Below are 20,941 nucleotides of genomic sequence, written 5' to 3' on the forward strand. Positions count from 1 at the left end.
AGGTCCCCCCAGAAGGATGCGGGACCGTATCTGCAGACAGAATCCCGGATACAGCAATGCCCGGTCCTCATCAATCCGGACGCATGACGGTGCAAAAGCATGCCGAGGCTGCCACAGCGGCAGCCCCGGCAGAGGAACAGAAGAGCTGGGAGGCTAGTTCTCGATCAGGTAGGAGCCTACGATCTGGCCAAAGACCATGATGTGAGGATTGCAGTTGGAGCCGGTAGCCGAAGAGTCCACATCCTGCGGATAGAACCTGCCTGCGATATCTTCAGGATAGAGCGCAAGATCCTGCACCTGGCGGTAGATGACCCTGCACTCGAGCGTGAGCGGAAGCTCCGCTATGCCCGGCACGCTCACCTCGTCGGAGTCGACAAGCGTGAGTCTTGCTTTCTCGACCTTGTCCACCTCGTTGCCATGGCAGCTGCCGCAGATGCCGACAATCTTCCTGTCGAAGCCGGTGAGCGGCACATTGACCGTGAACTCGGGATTGCGCTCGAGCATCTGGGCCGTATAGCGGCTCGTGCGGATATAGGCCTCGAAGACCGGCGCCGACCAGTTCGTGCCGATCGTCCCCCATCCGATGGTCATCGTATTGACCTTGCCGTCAGCCTTTGTCGTGAGAAGCACGCCCCGCGGGATTGCCCTCACGATATCCGATGCAAAGTCCTGCCATTCCACCTTGCGCTTGTTAGCCATAGACATCCTTTCTCCCAATACGTCACTGCGTAGGTTCTACCCTGTCATCCGCCACAACTTGCCGGCGTCCACAAGATGGCAGGACTGAGCAGATGCCGCAGCAAACGCCTGCTGTTGGCATCCGCTTGAGATGCTTGGGATCTGAGCCTGCCGGGCGCTTGCGAAGCGCTGAGAGAACCTTGTGCTTGCCGCACCGCTGTCCCCATCTTTTCCCATCGCCTAAAACCGCAGGGACAGCTCCAGCGGCACGCTCTGGGCAGACACCCTGATGCAATCGATGCAGGGGGCATACCAGCTGCCTGGCTCCTGTGCCATTCCTGCGTGCAGAGCATCTCCGGGCCAAGAGGCTGCTTCCCCTCTTATGCCAGGGCAGGCAGCCTCACAGGGAGACTGCCTGCCCAAAGAGACAGATGGTGACGTCGGTGGCTTGTGTCTACCGGCTCTGGACCTTCCTGTTCTCAGCTCTGTGCGCTGCTGCCTGTCCTGCCTTGTCGCAGGCAAGGCCGAGCAGGATGCCTGCCGCAAGAGACGGCACAACCATGGGAGATCCGCCTGCCGCGAAGGTGGAGAACGATCCTATGAAGGCACCCGAGATGAAGCCGAGGATATCGAAGCGGGCATCGGCGCACATGAGATAGGTCGTCACGCACGTCATTCCAAGTCCGACCGCATACCCAAGGACGCCCGATCCGGCAAGGCTGCCCAGAAGAAGCGATATGAAGGCAAAGAGGCTGCCGCTGCCGACGCTGGCAAAGAGCATCGGCAGGCCGTCTGCGCCCTTTCTGGGGCTCGTGAAGTAGGCGGTGCAGCCGGCAAAGCCTGCCCAGCCGACAAGGCCTGCTGCTGGCCCTATTGCCATCCACGCAGTGCAGAGAAGCGCTATCGCCAGAGACTGCGCACGGCCCATCAGCACACCTTCTTGGCAGCCGGATCTCCGGCAAATCCCGGCTTGATCACGACATCGCCCTTGGAGATGGCATGTGCAGGGCAGACGAGGGCGCAGAGATGGCAGCCGACGCAGCGCTCGCGGTCCAGCACCGGGCGCCTCTTCTCCTCATCCCACGCAAGTGCCTGATGCGCGCCATCATAGCAGGACACGTAGCAGCGGCCGCACCCGACGCACTTGTCCATATCGAAGGCGGGATAGACCTTGTAGCTGCGGTCAAGCTCCTCTGCCGGCAGCATGTTTTCTGAGGCAAGCCCGACCAGATCTTCCAGATGGTCGACGCCGCGCTCCTTCATGTAATAGGCAAGGCCACTCGTCAGATCGTCGATGATGCGGTAGCCATACTCCATGATAGCAGTGCAGACCTGGAGATTGCGGGCACCCAGAAGGATGAACTCTGCAGCATCCTCCCAGGTCTCAATGCCGCCGATGCCGGAAATCTGGACACCGGGAATGCGCTTGTAGAGCTCGTTCACAAAGCGCAGGGCGATTGGCTTCACGGCCTTGCCCGAATATCCCGAGACCGAGGACTTCCCGTCGATCATCGGCATGCCCACCAAGTTCTGGAGGTCGAGATTGGCGATGGACTTCACGGTATTGATGGCGGAGATGCCCGCGGCGCCTCCTCTGAGCGCAGCCTCTGCAGACGGCACCATATCGGTGATGTTGGGCGTCATCTTCGCGACGATCGGCAGATTCGTGCCCCGCTTGGCAGCAGCGACATACTTCTCGCAGAGCTCGGGATTCGTGCCCACATCGGAGCCCATCGCGTGTGTCGTCATCTGCGGGCAGGAGAAGTTGAGCTCGAGCATGTCGGCACCGGTCGCGGTGGCGCGGCGTGCCAGCTCGGTCCAGTCAGCCTCGGTCGGACCCATAATGGAGGCAATCAGCACTTTGTTCGGGAACTCCTTCTTGAGGCGCGCCATGTCAGCCATGGAATCCTCGAAGGGGCGCTCCGAGGTCTGCTCCATGTTCTTGAAGCCGACGAAATCCGTGCCCTCCTTCTTGAGGGTATCGAAGCGCGGAGACACCTCATTGATAACAAAGGAGGCAGGGGCTACCGATTTGAAGTAGACGCCGCCCCAGCCTGCCTGATAGGCCTTGCGGCACATCTCATAGCAGTTGCCTACCGGCGAAGAAGCCAGGCAGAACGGATTGTCGAAGTGGACTCCCAGAAAGTCGATGGAAAGATCCTTCACAGCCATCAGCGCTCCCCTCCCAGATATGCATCGATCGCGGCCACGGCCTGCTTGGCGCAGCGCACGGCATTGACGACCGTCTTGTCGCCCGAGACGATATCGCCCGCGACGAAGACCTGAGGATCTTGAGTCGTGTTTCCTTGTGCGTCGGACGTGAGGTCAAGCTGGAGGCCCGAAGCATCTGCCTTCTGGCCAACAGCCAGAACGATAAGGTCAGCCGTGCAGGTGAAGCTGGCATCTGCCTCGCGGTGGCGGAAGGTCACGGTATGGCCATCCACGCTCTCAGGCGCATAGCCATCGATGATCGTGACGCCTGCACGCTGCGCAGCCTCGAGCTCTGCCTTGGAGGCGCGGAACGCCGTCAGGAACTTGCGGCAGACGACCGTGACATAGGGGACGCCCGCCTTCTTGGCCGACGTGGCGGCATCCATAGCGGAGTCTCCGCCACCGATCACCAGAACGCTCTTGGGCAGGGAGAGCGTGCCTGCCGACTCCTTGACCCTGTGCAGGAAATGCACCGCCGTCTCTGCTGCCTCGTTGCCCTCGAAAGCGGAAAGCATCTTGGGCTCGGAGTAGCCGACGCAGACCAGCACGGCATCATGCGTGCTCTTGAGCTCATCGAGCGTGATATCCTGGCCGACCTTCGTGTTCAGATGGAAGTGAGCACCCAGCCTCTCGATGCGTGCGACCTCGCTGTCGACCACGGCATTCGGAAGGCGGTACTCGGGGATGCCATAGCGAAGGACACCGCCTGCTACCTTTTCTGCCTCATAGATATCGACCGCATAGCCAAGAACCCGAAGCGATGCTGCTGCCTGAAGGCCAGCAGGGCCCGAACCCACGACAGCAACCGACTTTCCGTTCGCCTCGCCAGCAGCAAGGACCTCCATGTCACAGGATTCCTCGAAGTCGCAGACGAAGCGCTGGATGCCGCCGATATCGATCGGCTTGTCGATGCCGGTGCGCGAGCAGGCAAGCTCGCAGGTGCGCTCTGTCGGGCACACACGTGCGCAGACAGCGCCAAGCGCATTGTTGCTGCGGATGGTTGCTGCAGCGCCCTTGAAGTTCCTGAAGCGCACGCTCCTGATGAAGCGTGCAGGATCGGTGCCTGCCGGGCACCCCTTCGAGCAGGGCGCGTCATGGCAGAGGAGGCAGCGTGCTGCCTCCTGGGCTACGGTCACGCCGGTATAGGCCTGGCCGAGCTCTTCGGTATAGGGAGTAGCCATATTCTCTCTTCCTCTCCACATCGTGCAGAAAACTCCCTGCCAGCTCTGCCCTTCCCCCGAAAATGCAGAGCCCTCAGCAGGGAGTTCTCACCTTAGTAACTATTCAGATATCTTTTGATAATTCTCTGTAAACGGTTATGCAATGAACTGCTGTCCATGCCAGAAAGATGTACACGCATCCATAGACATTCAACGCAGTGTCCGTCACAGACACTCAGCATCCATTGCAGCCATGAGCTGCGCCTTTGCAGATTGCAGGGGCTATGGCCATGTTCTTGGACAGCGTTTCAGCAAGCCAGCGAAGATATCCTCTCGATTCCATGAACGGTATAAGACGCTCCGGCACAGGTTCGCAGAATGGCCTCCAGCAGCAAAGAAGGCCCGCACGGATGGCGGGCCTTCGCTTCCTATCTCTTCTTCTGTCCAGGCAAAAGGATGTCTGGCCCATCGCTGCCGGATGGTCCCTGATCCTGTGCTTTCTTCTTGAGCTTTGCCTTCTTGCGGAGACGGTAGACAACGATATCGAGGACAAGGGCAGCGGCGGCAACGGCCACGATAAGGACAGCCCATTCGCGGGCACCCCAGTGCCTGTTCTGAAGCATTGATGCTTCCTGTGCTTCCTCCTGCGAATAGTCGGTCCTCACGCAATGGACCAGAAGCCGATGGTCGTTCACGCCGTAGGGCGTGCAGGTAACAAGCGTCAGGAGATCCTGGCCTGGCTGGATGGCAAGCGATGAGGTCTCATCGGGCCAGACCACCTCCGAAGAGGTGACACGGTAGGCCAGGACATCTCCCATCGTATGCAGCAGGACGATGTCGCCTTCCTCGAGCTCGTGGATATCGTCGAACATCCTGAGGTTCCGCATGCCGGAGTGTGCCGTAAGGACCGTATGCGTCGATGCGCCCCCGACAGGCAGGCTCGAGCCCTCAAGATGTCCCACGCCTGCCATCAGGACCGCATCGGAGGTGCCGTGATAGATCGGCATGCTGACATTGATCGAGGGAATCTCGATCCAGCTCATCATGGGGTCGTTCTCATAGGTGAGCTGCTGGCCATAGGAAACGATATCGTCCTCGGGTATCGAAGGCGCATCTCCGGCAAGCACGGTATTGTAGCTCTGTGCCTGCTGGAGATACCACTGCTTCTGGTCAGCAGGAAGCGCATCGACCTCGGCTGTGACCTTCGAGATCGTAGCGCCAACGCCCTGGCTTTCGAAGTAATCGACCACCCACGGCCACACAAGAAGGCCGACACCAAAAAGGATCACCAGAGCCGTGATGAGCCGGTCTGCCCAGCGCGGCAGTCTGCGCCGGGCTCTCTTCTTTCCCTCACCTTTTCCCAAACGATCTCACCTTCTCAAAGAACAGGCCCCGCAATGCGGGGCCTGCCAGAGCATGAATAACGTGCAGGGCAGATGCTACTCAGCGCTGTTCTCGTCACGCTTGCGGGAACGCACAAGGTGCGTGATACCGAAGGCAAGGACGACACCGCCGGCAACCCAGGTAAGGGTCACGCCCGCCTGGCCGGTAAGAGGCAGGCTCATGCCCGCCTTGTCCTTGACGGTGACGGTGACGGCGTTATCGCTGCCCACCGAGGCGTCGGCAGCGGTGGCGTTCGTGGTGCTCGCACCGACCTTGGTGAGTGCGCCATTCTCGTAGGTAGCCGTAATCGAGAAATCGAAGCTCGGTACCGTGTTGTAGCCATCCGGAGCCTGAGTCTCGACCACCGTGTAGGTGCCCACATCGAGGCCAGACACGGAAATGGAGCCGTCGTCGCCTGTCGTGAATACGTAAGGGTCGTCGCCCAGGGTGCCGTCAGACTGCACGTACTGCGTACCGGTACCCTCATCGGGCTTCGTTGCCTGGATGGTGAACTTCGCGCCGGAAAGCTTCGTGCTCTGCTGCGAGCTGTCGACCTTCACCAGATTGAGCTTGTAGGTGTAGTCGCGCACGCTCGCCGGCGTGGAATCGCCCCTGCTGTCGGTACCGGGGTTGTTGGAGTAGGTGAGCTTGACGGAGTTGTCATTGTACTCGCTCGCCACCTTGTACGCCTTGGCTGTGTCGAGCTTGGCGTTATAGGTCACATACACATGGGTGCCTGCATTCACCGGAATCGTTGCACCGGAGGTGTCTGTCAGGCTCTTGAGGTTGGCGAACTCCACCCCGAGCGTGCTCGTACCGTTGTCGTTGGAATCAAGCGACGTCGTATACGAAGTTGACGCAACCGTATAGTCTGTGCCGTTGGTGTTCACCGTGACCTTAACAGTCGAGCTATCGGCAGTAAGGCCAGCAGAAAGGGTATCGGTGAACTTGTAGTAGTAGGTTCTGTAGCTGGGCAGTGCATCAGCGACCGTACCGCTCAGACGGTACTGCAGGTTCTGGCCTACCTGGGAATCGGCGACGTTGCTCCAGCCGGCACCCGCTGCATCGTTCTTCACTTCCTTGGTCACCTTAGGAAGATCGGACTTGGGCGAAATGGTGAGGGCGCTGCCGCCTACCACCGCATAGATGGGAGCGGTGCCCACCTGGTTGGTGCCGTTGTTGGTCGAATCGCTATTGGTCAAGAAGAGCCAGTAGCCTGGGGAGAGGACTTTCGCCTCACCAATCGTGAGCGTCGTCGGGGTCAGGCTCGTGTCAGCACGCAGGGCGTTAGCGATATTGGAATAGAGCTTCCCGCTCTCGATGATCGTGTCCGTACCGGAGCTTCCTTCCGCAGGAAGATGCGTCGCCAGATAGTCTGCGGCTTCCTGGGCCGTCGTTCCCGTATAGGAGCTGTCGAGCGCTTTGATCTGGGCATTGACCACGGTTGCGACCTCGTCGCTTGCCCAGGCGATATTCGAGGCGGTCTTCGATGACCCGTTGTCCACAACATCGGCCTTGAAGATCTGATAGCCGACCGTCGTCGTGGCATCGGAGGTGTTGTTAGCGTTCTTCTCGATGGTCACAGAGTCCGTCTGGCTGTCCGTGGTCGTCGTGGTGCCGCTCGCAGAAGTGCCTGTATCATCTGCCAGTGCGATCGTGACCGGTGCTGCCACGCTCCCCATCGTCAACGCAAAGCTCAGGCCTGCTGCTATGGCCTTTGCGGCAATGCTTGTGTGCTGCTTCATAGTGTCCTCCATATTTTTCTGTACGCGGATCAATATCTGTCTGCAATCACATGATGCTTCCTGCATCACGCATCTGTGCCTAGTGCCTGTCTCCCCCTCTTCTTCTGAGAACGCCTGCTGCTATCAGAATGGCTGCTCCTAGGACCACAAGCCCCAGAGCAAGGCCGGAAGGGTTCAGATCGCTCATGTCGGGAAGGCCAAGCTTCTCAAGAATGGAAGTTTCTTCATGTGCATTGGGCACCGATACCGTAGCTATGCCGCTCGCGCTATCGAAGCCAGACGCTTTGAGCGGAGATTCTGCAGAGAGCTCGGCTTCAGCTGAGTTCCTCGTGGCAGGGCCAGACACAATCTGGTCCGGCTCATAAGGAACCGCAAGCGTGATGGTCCGCGTCCCAGCAAATGCCTGGTATCCCGCCGGTGCCGAGACCTCCTCCACTGTGAAGGTGCCTGCATCGACACCTTTGGCACAGATCATACCGTCGCTCCCGGTCGTGACCGTTGCCTCGTCAGAAGACCAGGTGCCATCCGGGGCCAGATAGCGTCCCCTGTCGTCCCTGATCCTCAGCACCGCTCCAGAAAGCGGCGTGCCGTCATCTGCATCGCATTTCGTGAGGATGAGATTCCAGCTATAGGCAACCGCCTTGGATTCCTGGGTAGTGGTCGTCTCGGTCGAATAGGTCGACTTCGGATAGATGAGCGTGACAGTGTTCACACTGCCGTTCTCCAGGCCGGTCCCAAGAGATGCGCTCAGAGGCGCACTGTAGATGACGACAACACGAACTCCTTGGGAAGCATCGATTGCATGGGCCTTGACAGCCTCCATCAGATCGAGCGCAACCTTGAAGCTTCCGCCATCTGCTGCAGGCGTATAGGTAGGTGTGTATTCCCCATCGTCGAGCTCTGTCCAGCCTTCGGAAACCTCAAGACCTGTCTCCCACACGTCTGCGGCTGCAGAAGCAAGGTAGACATGGATATCGGAAGGCTCGGCAAGGCCTGCGCCAAGCGTGTCGTCGAAGACGATCTTGTAGGAGGTATAGCTCGAGAGGATGGAAGGCACCGTCGCATCGAGACGCCAGTAAAGGTCGTCTCCTGCTGTGGCGTCCGCCTGCTTCTGCCAGACATCATCCGAGTCCTCGAGCACCTGCTTTTCCACTGTCGGTACGCCGGACTTGGCAGCAACCGTCACATCGGAGCCGCCAACCACCACAAGGATGGCAGAAGTCCCAGACTGGTCCTGGCCGACGCTCGAATCCCTGCTCGCGACAATCCAATAGCCTGCGCTCAGAGGCTTGGACACGCCCGCTTCAAGGGTCTCCCTCTCAGCTGCCGTCTGCATAAGAGCGGAAGCGATTGCGTTGGGAACAAAACCCTGGGCAGAAGCAGAGCCGCTCTGGACATTGTTTCTGATCCATTCTGCAGCATCGTTTGCATCTGCGACGCTCTCGGCACGCACGGACGGATTGACACTCTGGATTGCCGCGGGGACAGCCGAGGCAGCTGCTTCGGTTGCCCACGCGATGTTTGCGACAGTCTTCGCGCCGTTAGTGCTGTCTGCCACATCGCCCGCGAAGATCTGGTAGGCGACAAATTCAGTCGCTGAGCCATCGGCAGCATTGACGGTCAGGTTTCCCGCGTCCGATGCATATGCAGGAGCAGGCATAGCGAGAAGGAGCGCGAAAGCTGTGACGGCAGCCAGGACGAGGCTGCGCCTGATTGCAGTGAAGCGGTTCTTCCTAGTCACGGCCATCACCGCCCTTCGCAGAAGCATGGCGGCGGATATGCATCCAGACGGCCGCGCCAGCAAGCACGGCGATGCCCGCAAGGTAGGTCGGCCCCACTCCATCAGATCCGGTGAGAGGAAGCGATGACATGCTGCGCGTGTTGGTGAAGCTTGCCTGAGACGTCACATCCTTTGCAATCGTGCCTTCCGCATTCTCGGAAGTGGTGGTGTAGCTATTGTTCAGCTCCTCGGTCACTGTATAGGTAGCACCTGCCGGCAGATTCGATGCGGTTTTGGTCTGGCCGTCAGCAAGCGTGAAGGTTGCCTCTCCGTTGGAGAATTCCATATCGCCGTATGTTCCTGTGAGGTTTGCACCCGATCCGCCAAGCTTCACCGTAAAGGTGAAATTCCTCGTGGAGTTCACTTCACCCTCCACATGCTTGGTCACCGAGAGAGTGCCCACCTGTACTGTATTGGTGAAAGCAGCGGTTGCATCAGCAGACAGCGCGCCTGACGATCCGGTGGACGTGACATCGTATTTCAGGGCATTGTCTTCATTGCTTGTGGCTTCTTCCACCGTATAGCTGCTGCCGGAAGGGATGCCTCCGATCGTGACCTGCTGGCCACTGCTCAGGCTGACCTTTCCCACGCCGTTTTCGTTAAACGTGATCGTGCCATCTGCAGGAGCTGTGGCACCAGAATCTGACGTCGTTGCACCGGTATAGGCATACGTGCCGGAAAGCGGATTTCCGTCTGCGCCCTTCAGCGTGACCGTGAAGGTAAAGACCTGCGAGGCATCTGCCGCCTGGCCCGAGACAGTCTTGCTCACTGTAAGCTTGTAGAGGCGGGTGTTGGTGAAGATGGCCGTAGCGGTTGCGTCCTTCGCAATCTCGCCACTACCGCCAGTCGTGGCAGACGAGTAGTCTGAATTCGGGGTTTCGACAACCCCATAGGTCGTCCCTGCAGGCAGATGCTCGGCCATCGCAGATTCGCCATTCTTCAGAGTGACGTTTGCCACGCCATTCATGAACGTCATGTTCCCGTATTTCCCGTTGATGTTCGTATTGTCCAGCGTGACCGTGAAGGTGAATTCGGTTGCGGAGTCCGTCTCCCCCACCACCGACTTGGAAACGGTGAGGCTGCCCTCGTTTGCAGGCGAGAGCTTCAGCGTGGCGTTCACCTGCTTCTGCTTGATGACAGCGCCGATCATGTGCTGGAAGTTCTTGCCGTCGGAGGCGGTGTAGGTATCGGGGTTGGGCGAGTACTGGCGATATTCCTGCAGCCAGGTGAGCGTGTCGCTCACCGTGATCTTCATATCGGTCGCCGTAGGCTTCGTCGTCGAAACGAGGTAGAAGCTCGTGCCGGCGGACACTGTCGAGACCGGGGTGCCGTCGAGCAGGTGAGCCGACACGCCCGAGGGGAGCGTGAGCGTGTACAGGCCATGGTAGTTCTCGCCTTCTGTCACCGAGAGCGTGCCCGTCTTCCATACCCCGTACTCGGGATCGTAGGCGAACTGGCTGTCGCCGGAGACCGTGACATCGGCCTCGTCAGGCTCGGCGCGCAGGACCTGGTCGGCAATCGCAGAGTTGAGCAGCTTGACGGCGAGCGCCTTCTGCGTGACCTCGCCGCTCTTCGAGTTGAGCGTATTGTTCTCGATGCCGTAGTCGCCGAGCACTGCCCAGATGGCATACTGGGTGGCCTCGTATGCCTCAGCCTCTGTTACCGCATTGGCATCTGAATGGTTCTTGTTGTATATCTCGAGCGGCGTCTTGTCGTACCAGGGAGCATAGGCCATAGCGACTGCCGCCTGGTAGAAGGGCGTGGCGCGGATCTCCGCCGACGTGTGGCCGGAGGGGGTCGTAGTGCCTTTCATGTAGTAAGTCAGCTCTTCGTTCACAAACTGCATAAGCTTATTGAGGTTTTCGGTATTGTCCGGGTAGTCGCTGTAGGAGAACACCGTGTCACCGATGGAGTCGGGGAAGTCGGTCCTGATCCAGCTTGGCGGGTTGAGCAGGGCGTTGAAGGCGTCCTCGGAGATGCCCGTGGTCGAGTCGACGATTGTATACATGTTCAGGCCGTTGTAGGGATAGCCGGCATAGAGGATAGCGAGAAGCTTGTTCATGCAGGCTTCGTACTCTGCCTGGGACTTGAATTTATCCGGCGTCAGGTAGCCTTCGATATAGGAAGGCACGGTCGGAATGGTCGGCGTGGTATGCGGCCAGTGCGACGAGTTGTTCATGCAGTAGAGGATGATGCGGCCGTTGGCGCTTTCGGGATCCGCTACATAATGAATGTCGGTAGCTGTGTCGTATTGGATTGTGATGCCACCTGTCGCAGTCAGGGGCGATGCCAGAATCTGTGCAGCAAGTGCCGTTGCAGCGCTGTCAGAGCTGCTCTGCCCTGCAGCAGATGAGCTGGTGCTCTCAGAGCTTGCGGAAGCGCTCGAAGAGGACGACGTATCAGAAGATGCTGAAGAGGAAGAAGGGCTGGCACCTGCCGTTTCTGATGCAGACGAAGTGCCTGCGGCTGCTTTGGCAGACGTGCTGTCTGTTGAGCTGCCGGCAGTCCCTGCACTATCGTCTGCGGATGGCGTGACGGTGGCATCTGCCGATGCCGCAGTCTCCGCTGCGCTTTCCTCGCCCGCAAAGGTACGTATAGGCACCAGGAACAATGCCAGAACAATGGCGCACATTGCTGCAATAAGAGCAATGCCGCTCCCTCTCCCCAATTTCATCTATCCGTCCTAATCTGTGCCAATCGCTATCCCTTAGTTTTGAGAACTATTTAGTAGCACTTATCGTTATGAATATTCCTATAATCGAGCTTGGAATTGTGCGGGCAGCAGCTGTTATTCATGCTGTCTCTACAAATGTTGGCATAACTGTCACATATTTTCAGGTTTCTGAGTCCATTTCTTCCTATGGAGACAGCTCCACGAACTCGGCAGATACAGTATCCTGAAAGAATCTGGGCAACATCTGTTCTGAAATCTCAGCCATAAGTTCTGGACAGCCTTTTCAGATTGACAGCATTCATGCAGGCATTCCCTGTCTTGAGACGCTCTGACGCCGCACTCATATGAACGCGGACACCTGCTTGTCAGGATGAAAAGAAAGAAGCTTACAGAATCGGATTTGTCCGATCTCGCTTTCCGTCCGCTGAAATGATGCCTCTCGGTCTGCACAGGACCGGAACCCAAGACACGCCTGCAATGGCCCACGAGATGCAAGGATGCTGAAAGAGTGTATCTGAAAAGCAGTCTGCAGCATTTCTTGAATCTCTTCTAAATACTTGATTCATCTCATTTTATTATTTTCTAAATCAATTACTGTTTAGTTGCATCTCTCTGTAGTGTCGCTGCTGTCACATGAGCATCACTTCCCGTCTCTCCGATGTTCTGCAGCCAGACAAGCGAAGGGGCTGGCAGACATCAAGACGGCAGGCATGCTCAGATACGCCCTATCTGCAGTTTGGGGGCACCACCGAAGGTCTGTACCAGACAGCGACGTTTGATGGACAGGATGTACAGCGGAAGAAGCCCGAAGCCGGCACTGTGCCAGATAGGCTTCAAGGCAGCAGTTGCCATACGCACGCCCGGCAAACAGGAGAGCGGCAAAAAAACGGAGGCGTCCTCCTTTCGGAAGACGCCTCCTGGACAATGCTCTTGCCTTGTGAGCTTTATTCGTAGTCGCTCGCTGCGTCGATCCAGCTCTTGAGGAACTCCTCGTTGCCCTTGCGGCCACGGGAAAGCTCGGCTGCCGCAACAACCGGCAGCCAGTACATGATCTTCTGCTTCGGCACATCTGCCGTCACAGAATAGAGGTCGAGGTACTTGTCTGCGGCCTCGGGGAACTCGAGCTTCAGCAGCATGTATGTCATTGCTGCGTCAGCCTCGGGCAGGCCCACGGTCACATGCGTCCAGTCGCAGATGAACGGCTCGCCTTCGCCGATAACGACATTCGTCGGATTGAAGTCGCCGTGGCAGATGGCAAAGCCGCGCTTCATGCGGTCGGCCTTCATCTGGAGGTCATAGCGCACGGAAGGATCGAGATCCTTGACGCGGGCAATCATGCGGACGAGCTTGTCTCCCTGAGCCGTGAGTGCGGCAGGAGCAGGCGTCTTCTGCACCTTGATCTGAAGATCGACGAAGAGCTGCAGGAGCTCGTCGAACTTCGGCGTACCCTTGGCCTCGACCATCATCTCGTGGAGCGTGGTGCCCGGATGGTACACCATGGACAGAGCCCAGGAGCCATCCATCACCTGGGAGACCTCGAGGACCTTCGGCGTGTTGAGGCCAGCGGTCGCAATGCGGGCGAGGTTCAGGGCCTCGCGGAAGATGTCGATGTCGGGCTTCGTCGGAACGAAGACCTTGACGGTACGGTCGCCGTCCTTGTAGACGACCTTGTTGTGACGGCGGGCAAGCTCGACCTTATCATCGGAAAGCTTCATGTTTTCCTTCTTCCTCTCGGAAAATGCTTTGACCCAGCTGCTACTCGGACTTCTTCTCGTCTGCTGCCTCTTCGGCCTCGACCTGGCCCGGAGCAGGCGTCTCCTTCATCTCTTCGCGGATCTCGAGACCCTCGTCCTCATAGGACGTCGCAGGACGGCCATAGTAGGCATCGAGGTACATGCTCTTGATCTCTGCCACGAGCGGGTAGCGCGGGTTCGCACCAGTGCACTGGTCGTTGAAGGCGTTGAGCGACATCTCGTCAAGCGTGTCGAGGAAGTACTTCTCGTCCACGCCGTACTCGGCGATGGTCTTCTTGACGCCGATGAAGTCCTTGAGGTCCTCGATGCCCTTCATGAAGTTCTCGAACACCTCGTCGTCGTCCTTGCCGGTGAATCCGCAGAAGCGGCCCATCTCGGCGTAGCGCGCCTTGGCATGCGGATACTGGTACTGGGAGAACGTGCCCATGCGGGTCGGACGCTCAGCAGCGTTGTAGCGGGCGACACGGGTGAGGATGACAGCGTTGGCCCAGCCGTGCGGGATGTGATGATAGGCACCAAGCTTGTGTGCCATCGAGTGGTTGAGGCCAAGGAAGGCGTTGGCGAATGCCATGCCGGCGAGGCAGGAGGCGTTGGCCATGTGGTCGCGGGCCTCGACATTCGTGGGCTCCGCATAGGCCTTCGGCAGCCAGTCGAAGACGAGCTTTGCGGCCTTGAGGGCGATAGCGTCGGTGTAGTCCGATGCCATGATGGAGACATAGGCCTCCATGGCATGGGTGAGGACATCGATGCCGGAAGCGGAGGTGAGGCCCTTCGGCTGCGTCATCATGTTGTCGGTATCGACGATCGACATCGTCGGCATGAGCTCGTAGTCCGTGATAGGCCACTTGATGCCGGTCTCGGCGTCCGTGATGATTGCGAACGGCGTGACCTCGGAGCCGGTACCAGAGGAGGTCGGGATTGCGACGAACTTTGCCTTCTCGCCCATCTTCTTGAAGCGGTAGACACGCTTGCGGATATCCATGAAGTCGACAGCCATATCGTCGAACTTCTCTTCGGGATGCTCATACATGGTCCACATGATCTTGCCGGCGTCCATGGCGGAGCCGCCGCCGATTGCAATGATCACGTCAGGCTGGAAGGCACGGAGGAGCTCCTCGCCCTTCTCGGCGTCCTGCAGCTTCGGGTCAGGAGAGATGCTCCAGAAGCTGGAGTGGGTGATGCCCATCTCGTCGAGCGGCTTCTCGATCTTCTTGGTGAAGCCGGAGGTGTAGAGGAAGGAGTCGGTGACGATGAAGGCACGCTTGCAGCCGTAGACTTCCTTGAGCTCGCGCAGAGCGACCGGCATGCAGCCCTTCTTGAAGTAGACCTTCTCGGGAGTCCTGAACCAGAGCATGTTCTCGCGCCTCTCTGCGACCGACTTGACATTGAGCAGCTGGTGGATATCGAGGTTCCCGGAGAAGGAGTTGCCGCCCCAGGAGCCGCAGCCCAGCGTCAGGGAAGGTGCCAGCTCGAAGTTGTAGATGTCGCCGATGCCGCCGAGCGAAGCCGGGGTGTTGATGAGGATACGGCAGGTCTTCATCGCGTTGTAGTGCTTCTCGACCTTCTCGGTCTCGCGCGTGTCGATGAAGAGCGAAGAGGTGTGGCCGTAGCCGCCGTCAGCGATGAGACGGGAAGCCTTGGCAAGGGCATCGTCGAAGTCCTTGGCGCGATACATGCCGAGGATCGTCGTGAGCTTCTCATGTGCCCAGGGGTTGGAGGGCTCGACGGAGTCGGTCTCGCCGATCAGGATCTTCGTCCAGGCAGGAACCTCGACGCCTGCAGCAGCAGCAATCTTCGTTGCTGGCTGGCCGACCATCTTGGCATTGACGCCGCCGTTGACGATGACGATGTTGCCGACCTTGTCTGCCTCTTCCGGATTCAGGAAGTAGGCGCCCCTCTTCTGGAACTCAGCCTTCACCGCGTCATACACGCCGTCGAGCACGATCACGTTCTGCTCGGTAGCGCAGATCATGCCGTTGTCGAAGGTCTTGGAATGCATGATGGAGCTGACGGAGTCCACGACGTTTGCCGTGTCGTCGATGATGGCAGGGTTGTTGCCCGGGCCGACGCCCAGAGCCGGCGTGCCGGAGGAGTAGGCAGCATTGACCATGCCCGGGCCACCGGTCGCGAGGATGATGTCAGCTTCCTGCATGAGCGTGTTCGTGAGCTCGATGGAAGGCACGCTGACCCAGTCGATGATACCCTTCGGGCATCCTGCTGCCTCTGCAGCATCGCGGACGATGCGTGCAGCCTCGGTCGTGCACTTCTTTGCACGCGGGTGCGGAGAGATCAGGATGGCATTGCGCGTCTTCAGGCAGATCAGGGTCTTGAAGATGGCCGTGGAGGTCGGGTTCGTCGTCGGGATGACAGCAGCCACGACACCGAGCGGCTCTGCGACCTTCGTCATTCCGAACGCAGGATCGCGCTCGATGACGCCACAGGTCTTCGTGTCCTTGTACTTGTTGTAGACGAACTCGGCGGCGTAGTGGTTCTTGACGACCTTGTCCTCCATGACGCCGTAGCCGGTCTCATCGTAGGCCAGCTGCGCCAGAGGAATGCGCGCCTTGTTGGCAGCGAGAGCGGCGGCCTTGAAGATCTTGTCGACCTGCTCCTGGCTGAACGTCGCGAATTCAGCCTGAGCGGCACGCATCGTCTTCAGATGGGCCTCCAGCGTCTCTACACTGTCGATGATGCTTTCCTGTGACATCCGTTACTCCTTTGCTTTGTACGGGTGTAGCTCCACTTGCGTGATGCACCGGAAAGCATGAATCCCCACCCAGCTTCCCAGCGCAGGCATACAGGACAGGATAGATGCAGGTGCTCTGCAGCCATCCATCGATGCATTATAAATAATCTTCGATTTATTGTCTTTCCTTGACGATAATCAAGGAAACGGGCCAATTGATTATTAGTATGCATATATCCACTGCTATATGCATTCATTTATATTATTAGCCCGGAGACAAAGCGTTTTATCTGTTGCAGCCGTTTGCCGAAAACGTTTCCGATGCGCTTCCGCACGGATGCAGCACGTGCTAATCTTCCGCGGACAGCTCTTGTACCAGCGCGTGGAGCTCCGCCTGCACGGCATGTTCCCTGTTCGTGCCGATGACGCGCTCGGCAATCTGCTTCACGGCGTAGCGGGCATTCCCCATCACATAGGGATGTCCCACCGCACGAAGTATCGCGTAGTCGTTCATGGAGTCGCCGAAGGCAAGGACCTCAGAAGAGTCGATGCCGTAATAGGACAGTACGGCTTCGAGACCTGTTGCCTTCGAGATGTCCTTGGGCATCACATCGATCCAGGTATTGCCTGACGGCATGAACGTGAAGATATCGCCGAGCTCGCGCTCGAGCACATAGACCATGTCCATGATCTCGGAGGGACGCTCGCAGCAGACAGCTGCCTTGATGATGGAGATATCAGGCGAAGGCGGATCGAAGAGACGCTGCGCATTCGGCAGATCCTTGTCGAGCTCCTTCACATAGCTCGACTGGTCGTCGAGCAGGAAGGTATGCTCCCAGTCATAGAGCACAAGATGGAGCTCATCGAATGCCTGGCAGGTGCGGAAGAGGCGAAGGATCCCTCTCGTGGAGAAGACCTCGCGGTCGAGGAAGCGCCCATCAGCAAAGACCTGGGCGCCAAGCGCTGCCACATAGTCGATCTCGTCAGCGACCGGTGCGAAGAACCATCTGAGCGTCGAATAGCGCCTGCCTGAGCTTACGCAGAAATGGACGCCCTGCTCCCTGAGCTCGCGGATGATCTTGAAGGTCTCGGGCGGGACCTGGGAATTCTCATCGAGGAGCGTTCCGTCCATATCAGTAGCGACAAGCTTTATCATGTATCCCTCCCAGCCAGCTGGTTGTGTCAGTGCCTACAGGCTACCATAGCACGCCCAGATGCCTGCCTTCTGCAACCTTCCGTCGGCTGATGGACCCGTTATCCGAAGCTGACCGACACAAGACAGAAGCCTGTCCAAGATATTGCTGCCGTCTCAGCAATATCTTCCAGAAAGACGCTTCCCTTCCGTCCTTCTGGATCTATGATGATAATAGTTCCTAATAATAGATCGACAGGAAGGAATCTGCCATGTGGATCCTTGCAGCCTGCGCATCGGCACTCTTTGCCGGCATCACTTCCATCCTCGCCAAGTGCGGCATCCGCCATACGGACTCGGACGTCGCCACCGCCGTGCGCACGGTCGTCGTGCTTCTCTTTGCCTGGCTCATGGCAGCGCTCGTCGGCTCCATCTCGACAATCGGATCCATCTCTGCCCACTCGATGCTCTTCCTTGCACTTTCGGGAATGGCGACAGGTGCCTCCTGGATCTGCTACTTCAAAGCGCTTTCCATGGGTGATGTCAACAAGGTCGTGCCGATCGACAAGTGCTCGGCTGTCCTTACCATCCTTCTTGCTATCGTCCTCTTCGGCGAGACCGATGCCCTCGCCGTGAAGCTCATGGGCTCTGCCGGCATTTTGATAGGCACCTTCCTCATGATCGAGCGCAAGAAGCAGGACCACGCTGTCGAAGGCAATTCCTGGATCTGGTACGCCGTGGGATCTGCCGTCTTTGCAGCCCTCACATCCATTCTTGCGAAGGTCGGCATCGAAGGCGTCGAGTCGAACCTCGCCACAGCCATCCGCACCTGCTATGTACTGGTCATGGCATGGATCGTCGTGGCCCTGAAAGGAAAGCTCGGCGAAGTGCGCCACATCGAGAAGGGCGAGCTCGGCTTCATCTGTGCATCCGGCCTTGCTACGGGCGCTTCCTGGCTCTGCTACTACTATGCAATCCAGACCGGCATCGTCTCGATCGTCGTGCCGATCGACAAGCTCTCGATTCTTGTCGCTATGGCATTCTCTGCCGCCGTCTTCCATGAGACCTATACGAAGCGCTCACTCACCGGCCTTGCCCTGATCGTGACAAGCACGATAGCCATGGCAGTCGCGAGATAGCAGCGCCCCTCCTGCCGGCCATCAGACAGCATGGCATGGCAGCACGCTCCTCAAGACGCCCTGAATCTCGAATCTTGCCGCACAGGACCAGGCGTATGAGCAGCATCAATACACCAGATTGATTCCTCTGTCGCTGCAGAGGCCGATCCATGCATCCGAAGGCTTCTGGTCGGTGATGATATAGGAGATATCGTCGAGCTCCATCAGCTTCAGCAGGGCCACCTTGTCGAATTTTGCGTGGTCAGCCAGGATGGCAACCTGGTTTGCCTGCATCTTCATCACCCGCTTGACGACAGCCTCGCTCTCATAGGAATCCATGACCCCGCGCTCGATATCCAGGGCTTTGCAGCTCAGTATTGCAAGATCGACATGATATTTCCGGATGCTCTCGATGGCCGATTCGCCCTGGAACGACAGCGATTTCCAATTGTAGGCGCCACCGGTACAGATGAGGTTGTAGGCCGGTTCGAAGCTGCCATCGCAAATCTTCGCCGAATTGGTTATCACGGTAAGCTGGGAATCATCTCCGACAGCCTTGAGCGCTTCCAGAACAGTGGAGCTGGCATCGGCAATAACGGTCTCCGAGAGCCTGATGATTTCCGCTGCCTTCATCGCTATGCAGCTTTTCTCTTTTGCATGGCTCTGCTGACGACGGAGGAAGTGGACGCCGCCCCGATCGACGCTGTTCCAGATAGCGCCACCATGAATGCGGGTCACATAGCCTTGCGCTTCAAGCTTGTCCAGATCGCGCCGCACGGTCTCTTCAGTGACGCCCCATTGTCCGCTGAGCTCTGCAACGCTCACGCGATTCGCAGAATGTATATACTGCTTCATCTGCTCTTGGCGCTCTGATGCTCTCATATCTCCAACTCCACACTCATACAGTACTCCTGGGCAGCTGAAACAGCTCACAGTATCAGCTGCCTGAACACGAAGCAGACATCATGCATAGTATCTAAACTGCCGCCTTGTTCTCCTTGCTGTCAGCAATGCTCTTTTTGGGACACTCTCTTCTTCTGCCAGATCTTCCATGAGCCGACGACGCAGATGCCACATCGGGAGCCGCAAGCACGATGCAGATGCCTGCATTTATGAAAGATCGGACGGATCCAGGAAAGCGCCTGGCTCCGCCCTATTCTTATCCATTCAGCCGCGCTCTCTTGTGCGATTGGACTACATTTTCGGCAGAATTCATCCTGCCTGTCTGTCCATGTATCTCTTCCGGTCAAGCAGCCCTTCCTTGAAGCTCACGATCACGTTCGTTGCCGCATCTCCTACAACATTCATGGGCATGACTGCCATTCCAGGCAGATAGTTCATGGCCAGCACGAGCGAATAGCACGTCATGCACAGCGGCGTATTCAGGCCGATGCCCAGCATGACAACATAGACGAGGGTCGTCCCTGCAGCAGGAATGGGAGGTGTGCCGAATGCGCAGGAGATCGAGATCAGGGCTGCGACCACAAGCATGCTCGGGGTCATATCGAGACCAGCCGCAGTGGCGATGAAGGTCACGGCAATGATCTGCATGGCCGTGGTGCCGTTCATATGGACCGTCATGCCTGTAGGCATCACGAAGCTCGTCACCTCTTCAGGACACCCAAGCTCTTCCATGCAGGTCTTCATGTTGAGCGGAAGCGTGGCTGCCGAAGACTGCGTCGCTGCACCGAAGAGCGCAATCTTCGCTGTCTTCCGCATGAACGGAATCGGATTGAGATGCGTCGAGAGCAGGATGCCAATCGGATAGATGATGAAGAGAAGGCCGATGCATCCGACAATGGTCGTGGCCATCCAGACGATGGTCGGACGGAGGTATTCGATGCCATACAGTGCAAGCCCACGGGTGATCATGCAGAAGATTGCAAACGGAGCGCAGCGGTTGATCACAAAGGAAAGACAAGTGTTGATGATATCGTTGATGTTGCCGAGAACATCTTTCAGGGGCTTCGCGGCAGTCCCCATACGCGACATGCAGATGCCGAGCACGATAGCAATGAAGCAGACTGCCAGGATGGAATTGTTGGACGAAAAAGCCGACAGCATGTTGCTTGGAATGATATCGATGATTGTCGTGAGCGGATTGTATGCATTGATGGTTGAAAGCTCTGCAGCCTGTCCATCAGGAAGCGTGACCGTGAACCCTCCAGCCGACTTGACCGCATACGCAATCAGCGAGGCAAGGATGGCCGTCGCCGCATAGAAGCTGAGGAAGACCGTTACCGTCTTCACCGCGATGCTGCTGAGCTTCTTCGGATCTGCAAGGCTGCACAGAGCAAGCGACAGCGATGTCAGCACCAGCGGAACGATGGCAGCCTGCAGAGAGTGCATGAAGAGCTGCCCCACTATATAGAAGAGCCCGATTCCGCTGATTCCTTCTTCGGTGGTGATATCTATGAACAGGAACTTGTTCAGCGCATTCCACGCGGGACTGCCATCGCCCAGCGCAAGGCGCAGGGCAAGGCATGCCGCACCGGCTATAAAGCCCAGAATCACTGCAATGAAAATCTTCCTCACTATGGTGCGGCCAGCATTCCTCTTCGCCGATCCAGCCAAAGCTTCCTGCTGTTCGCCGGCCTTGTCGTCACTCATGTTGCCTCCC

Annotated in this window: 14 protein-coding genes; 1 reads left to right on the forward strand and 13 read right to left on the reverse strand. The window is 58.1% G+C overall.

Features of this window, described 5'->3' with window-relative positions; genetic code table 11:
* Positions 1–153 precede the first annotated feature (153 nt).
* The 11 genes from ABVS03_RS02725 to ABVS03_RS02775 form a co-directional block, all read right to left on the reverse strand.
* Positions 154–699 (reverse strand): flavin reductase family protein, encoded by a 546-nt coding sequence (locus ABVS03_RS02725; RefSeq protein WP_368017923.1) that lies wholly within the window; start codon positions 697–699, stop codon positions 154–156.
* A gap of 433 nt (positions 700–1,132) precedes the next feature.
* Positions 1,133–1,606, reverse strand: coding sequence for a DUF1097 domain-containing protein (locus ABVS03_RS02730; RefSeq protein ID WP_368017924.1), 474 nt, complete (start codon positions 1,604–1,606; stop codon positions 1,133–1,135).
* Entirely contained in the window at positions 1,606–2,850 is a 1,245-nt protein-coding gene (preA, locus tag ABVS03_RS02735) for an NAD-dependent dihydropyrimidine dehydrogenase subunit PreA (RefSeq protein WP_368017925.1), read from the reverse strand. Before preA ends, ABVS03_RS02730 begins: the two co-directional genes overlap by 1 nt.
* Complete coding sequence (locus ABVS03_RS02740; RefSeq protein WP_368017926.1) at positions 2,850–4,070, reverse strand: FAD-dependent oxidoreductase; 1,221 nt, start codon at positions 4,068–4,070, stop codon at positions 2,850–2,852. The genes preA and ABVS03_RS02740 overlap by 1 nt, the downstream gene beginning before the upstream one ends.
* A gap of 407 nt (positions 4,071–4,477) precedes the next feature.
* Positions 4,478–5,413 (reverse strand): class C sortase, encoded by a 936-nt coding sequence (locus ABVS03_RS02745; protein WP_368017927.1) that lies wholly within the window; start codon positions 5,411–5,413, stop codon positions 4,478–4,480.
* A gap of 75 nt (positions 5,414–5,488) precedes the next feature.
* Positions 5,489–7,177 (reverse strand): SpaA isopeptide-forming pilin-related protein, encoded by a 1,689-nt coding sequence (locus ABVS03_RS02750; RefSeq protein WP_368017928.1) that lies wholly within the window; start codon positions 7,175–7,177, stop codon positions 5,489–5,491.
* Positions 7,178–7,256: 79 nt separating this feature from the next.
* Entirely contained in the window at positions 7,257–8,924 is a 1,668-nt protein-coding gene (locus tag ABVS03_RS02755) for a SpaA isopeptide-forming pilin-related protein (protein WP_368017929.1), read from the reverse strand.
* Positions 8,911–11,559, reverse strand: a complete 2,649-nt coding sequence (locus tag ABVS03_RS02760) for a DUF5979 domain-containing protein (protein WP_368017930.1) — start codon at positions 11,557–11,559, stop codon at positions 8,911–8,913. The genes ABVS03_RS02755 and ABVS03_RS02760 overlap by 14 nt, the downstream gene beginning before the upstream one ends.
* Before the next feature lie 1,016 nt (positions 11,560–12,575).
* Positions 12,576–13,346, reverse strand: a complete 771-nt coding sequence (locus ABVS03_RS02765) for a phosphotransferase family protein (RefSeq protein ID WP_368017931.1) — start codon at positions 13,344–13,346, stop codon at positions 12,576–12,578.
* A gap of 40 nt (positions 13,347–13,386) precedes the next feature.
* Positions 13,387–16,092 carry a bifunctional acetaldehyde-CoA/alcohol dehydrogenase gene (gene adhE / locus ABVS03_RS02770; protein WP_368017932.1) on the reverse strand — a complete coding sequence of 902 codons (2,706 nt, stop codon included), beginning with the start codon at positions 16,090–16,092 and terminating at the stop codon, positions 13,387–13,389.
* A gap of 328 nt (positions 16,093–16,420) precedes the next feature.
* Positions 16,421–17,227: an HAD family hydrolase gene (locus ABVS03_RS02775; protein WP_368017933.1), complete on the reverse strand. Its 807-nt coding sequence runs from the start codon at positions 17,225–17,227 to the stop codon at positions 16,421–16,423.
* Between the two features lie 248 nt (positions 17,228–17,475).
* Between ABVS03_RS02775 and ABVS03_RS02780 the strand changes: the two genes are divergently transcribed.
* Positions 17,476–18,342, forward strand: a complete 867-nt coding sequence (locus ABVS03_RS02780) for an EamA family transporter (protein ID WP_368017934.1) — start codon at positions 17,476–17,478, stop codon at positions 18,340–18,342.
* 105 nt (positions 18,343–18,447) lie between these two features.
* On the opposite strand, the gene ABVS03_RS02785 is transcribed toward ABVS03_RS02780, so the two are convergent.
* Together ABVS03_RS02785 and ABVS03_RS02790 are read right to left on the reverse strand one after the other, a co-directional pair.
* The gene (locus ABVS03_RS02785; RefSeq protein ID WP_368017935.1) at positions 18,448–19,176 is read right to left on the reverse strand and encodes a DeoR/GlpR family DNA-binding transcription regulator; all 729 of its coding nucleotides are present in this window, start codon (positions 19,174–19,176) and stop codon (positions 18,448–18,450) included.
* A gap of 357 nt (positions 19,177–19,533) precedes the next feature.
* Positions 19,534–20,931, reverse strand: coding sequence for a dicarboxylate/amino acid:cation symporter (locus ABVS03_RS02790; RefSeq protein ID WP_368017936.1), 1,398 nt, complete (start codon positions 20,929–20,931; stop codon positions 19,534–19,536).
* Between the last annotated feature and the right edge of the window lie 10 nt (positions 20,932–20,941).

The organism is Olsenella sp. AGMB03486 (genome assembly GCF_040884255.1).
In the GTDB taxonomy this organism is placed as follows: Bacteria; Actinomycetota; Coriobacteriia; order Coriobacteriales; family Atopobiaceae; genus Olsenella_L; species Olsenella_L kribbiana.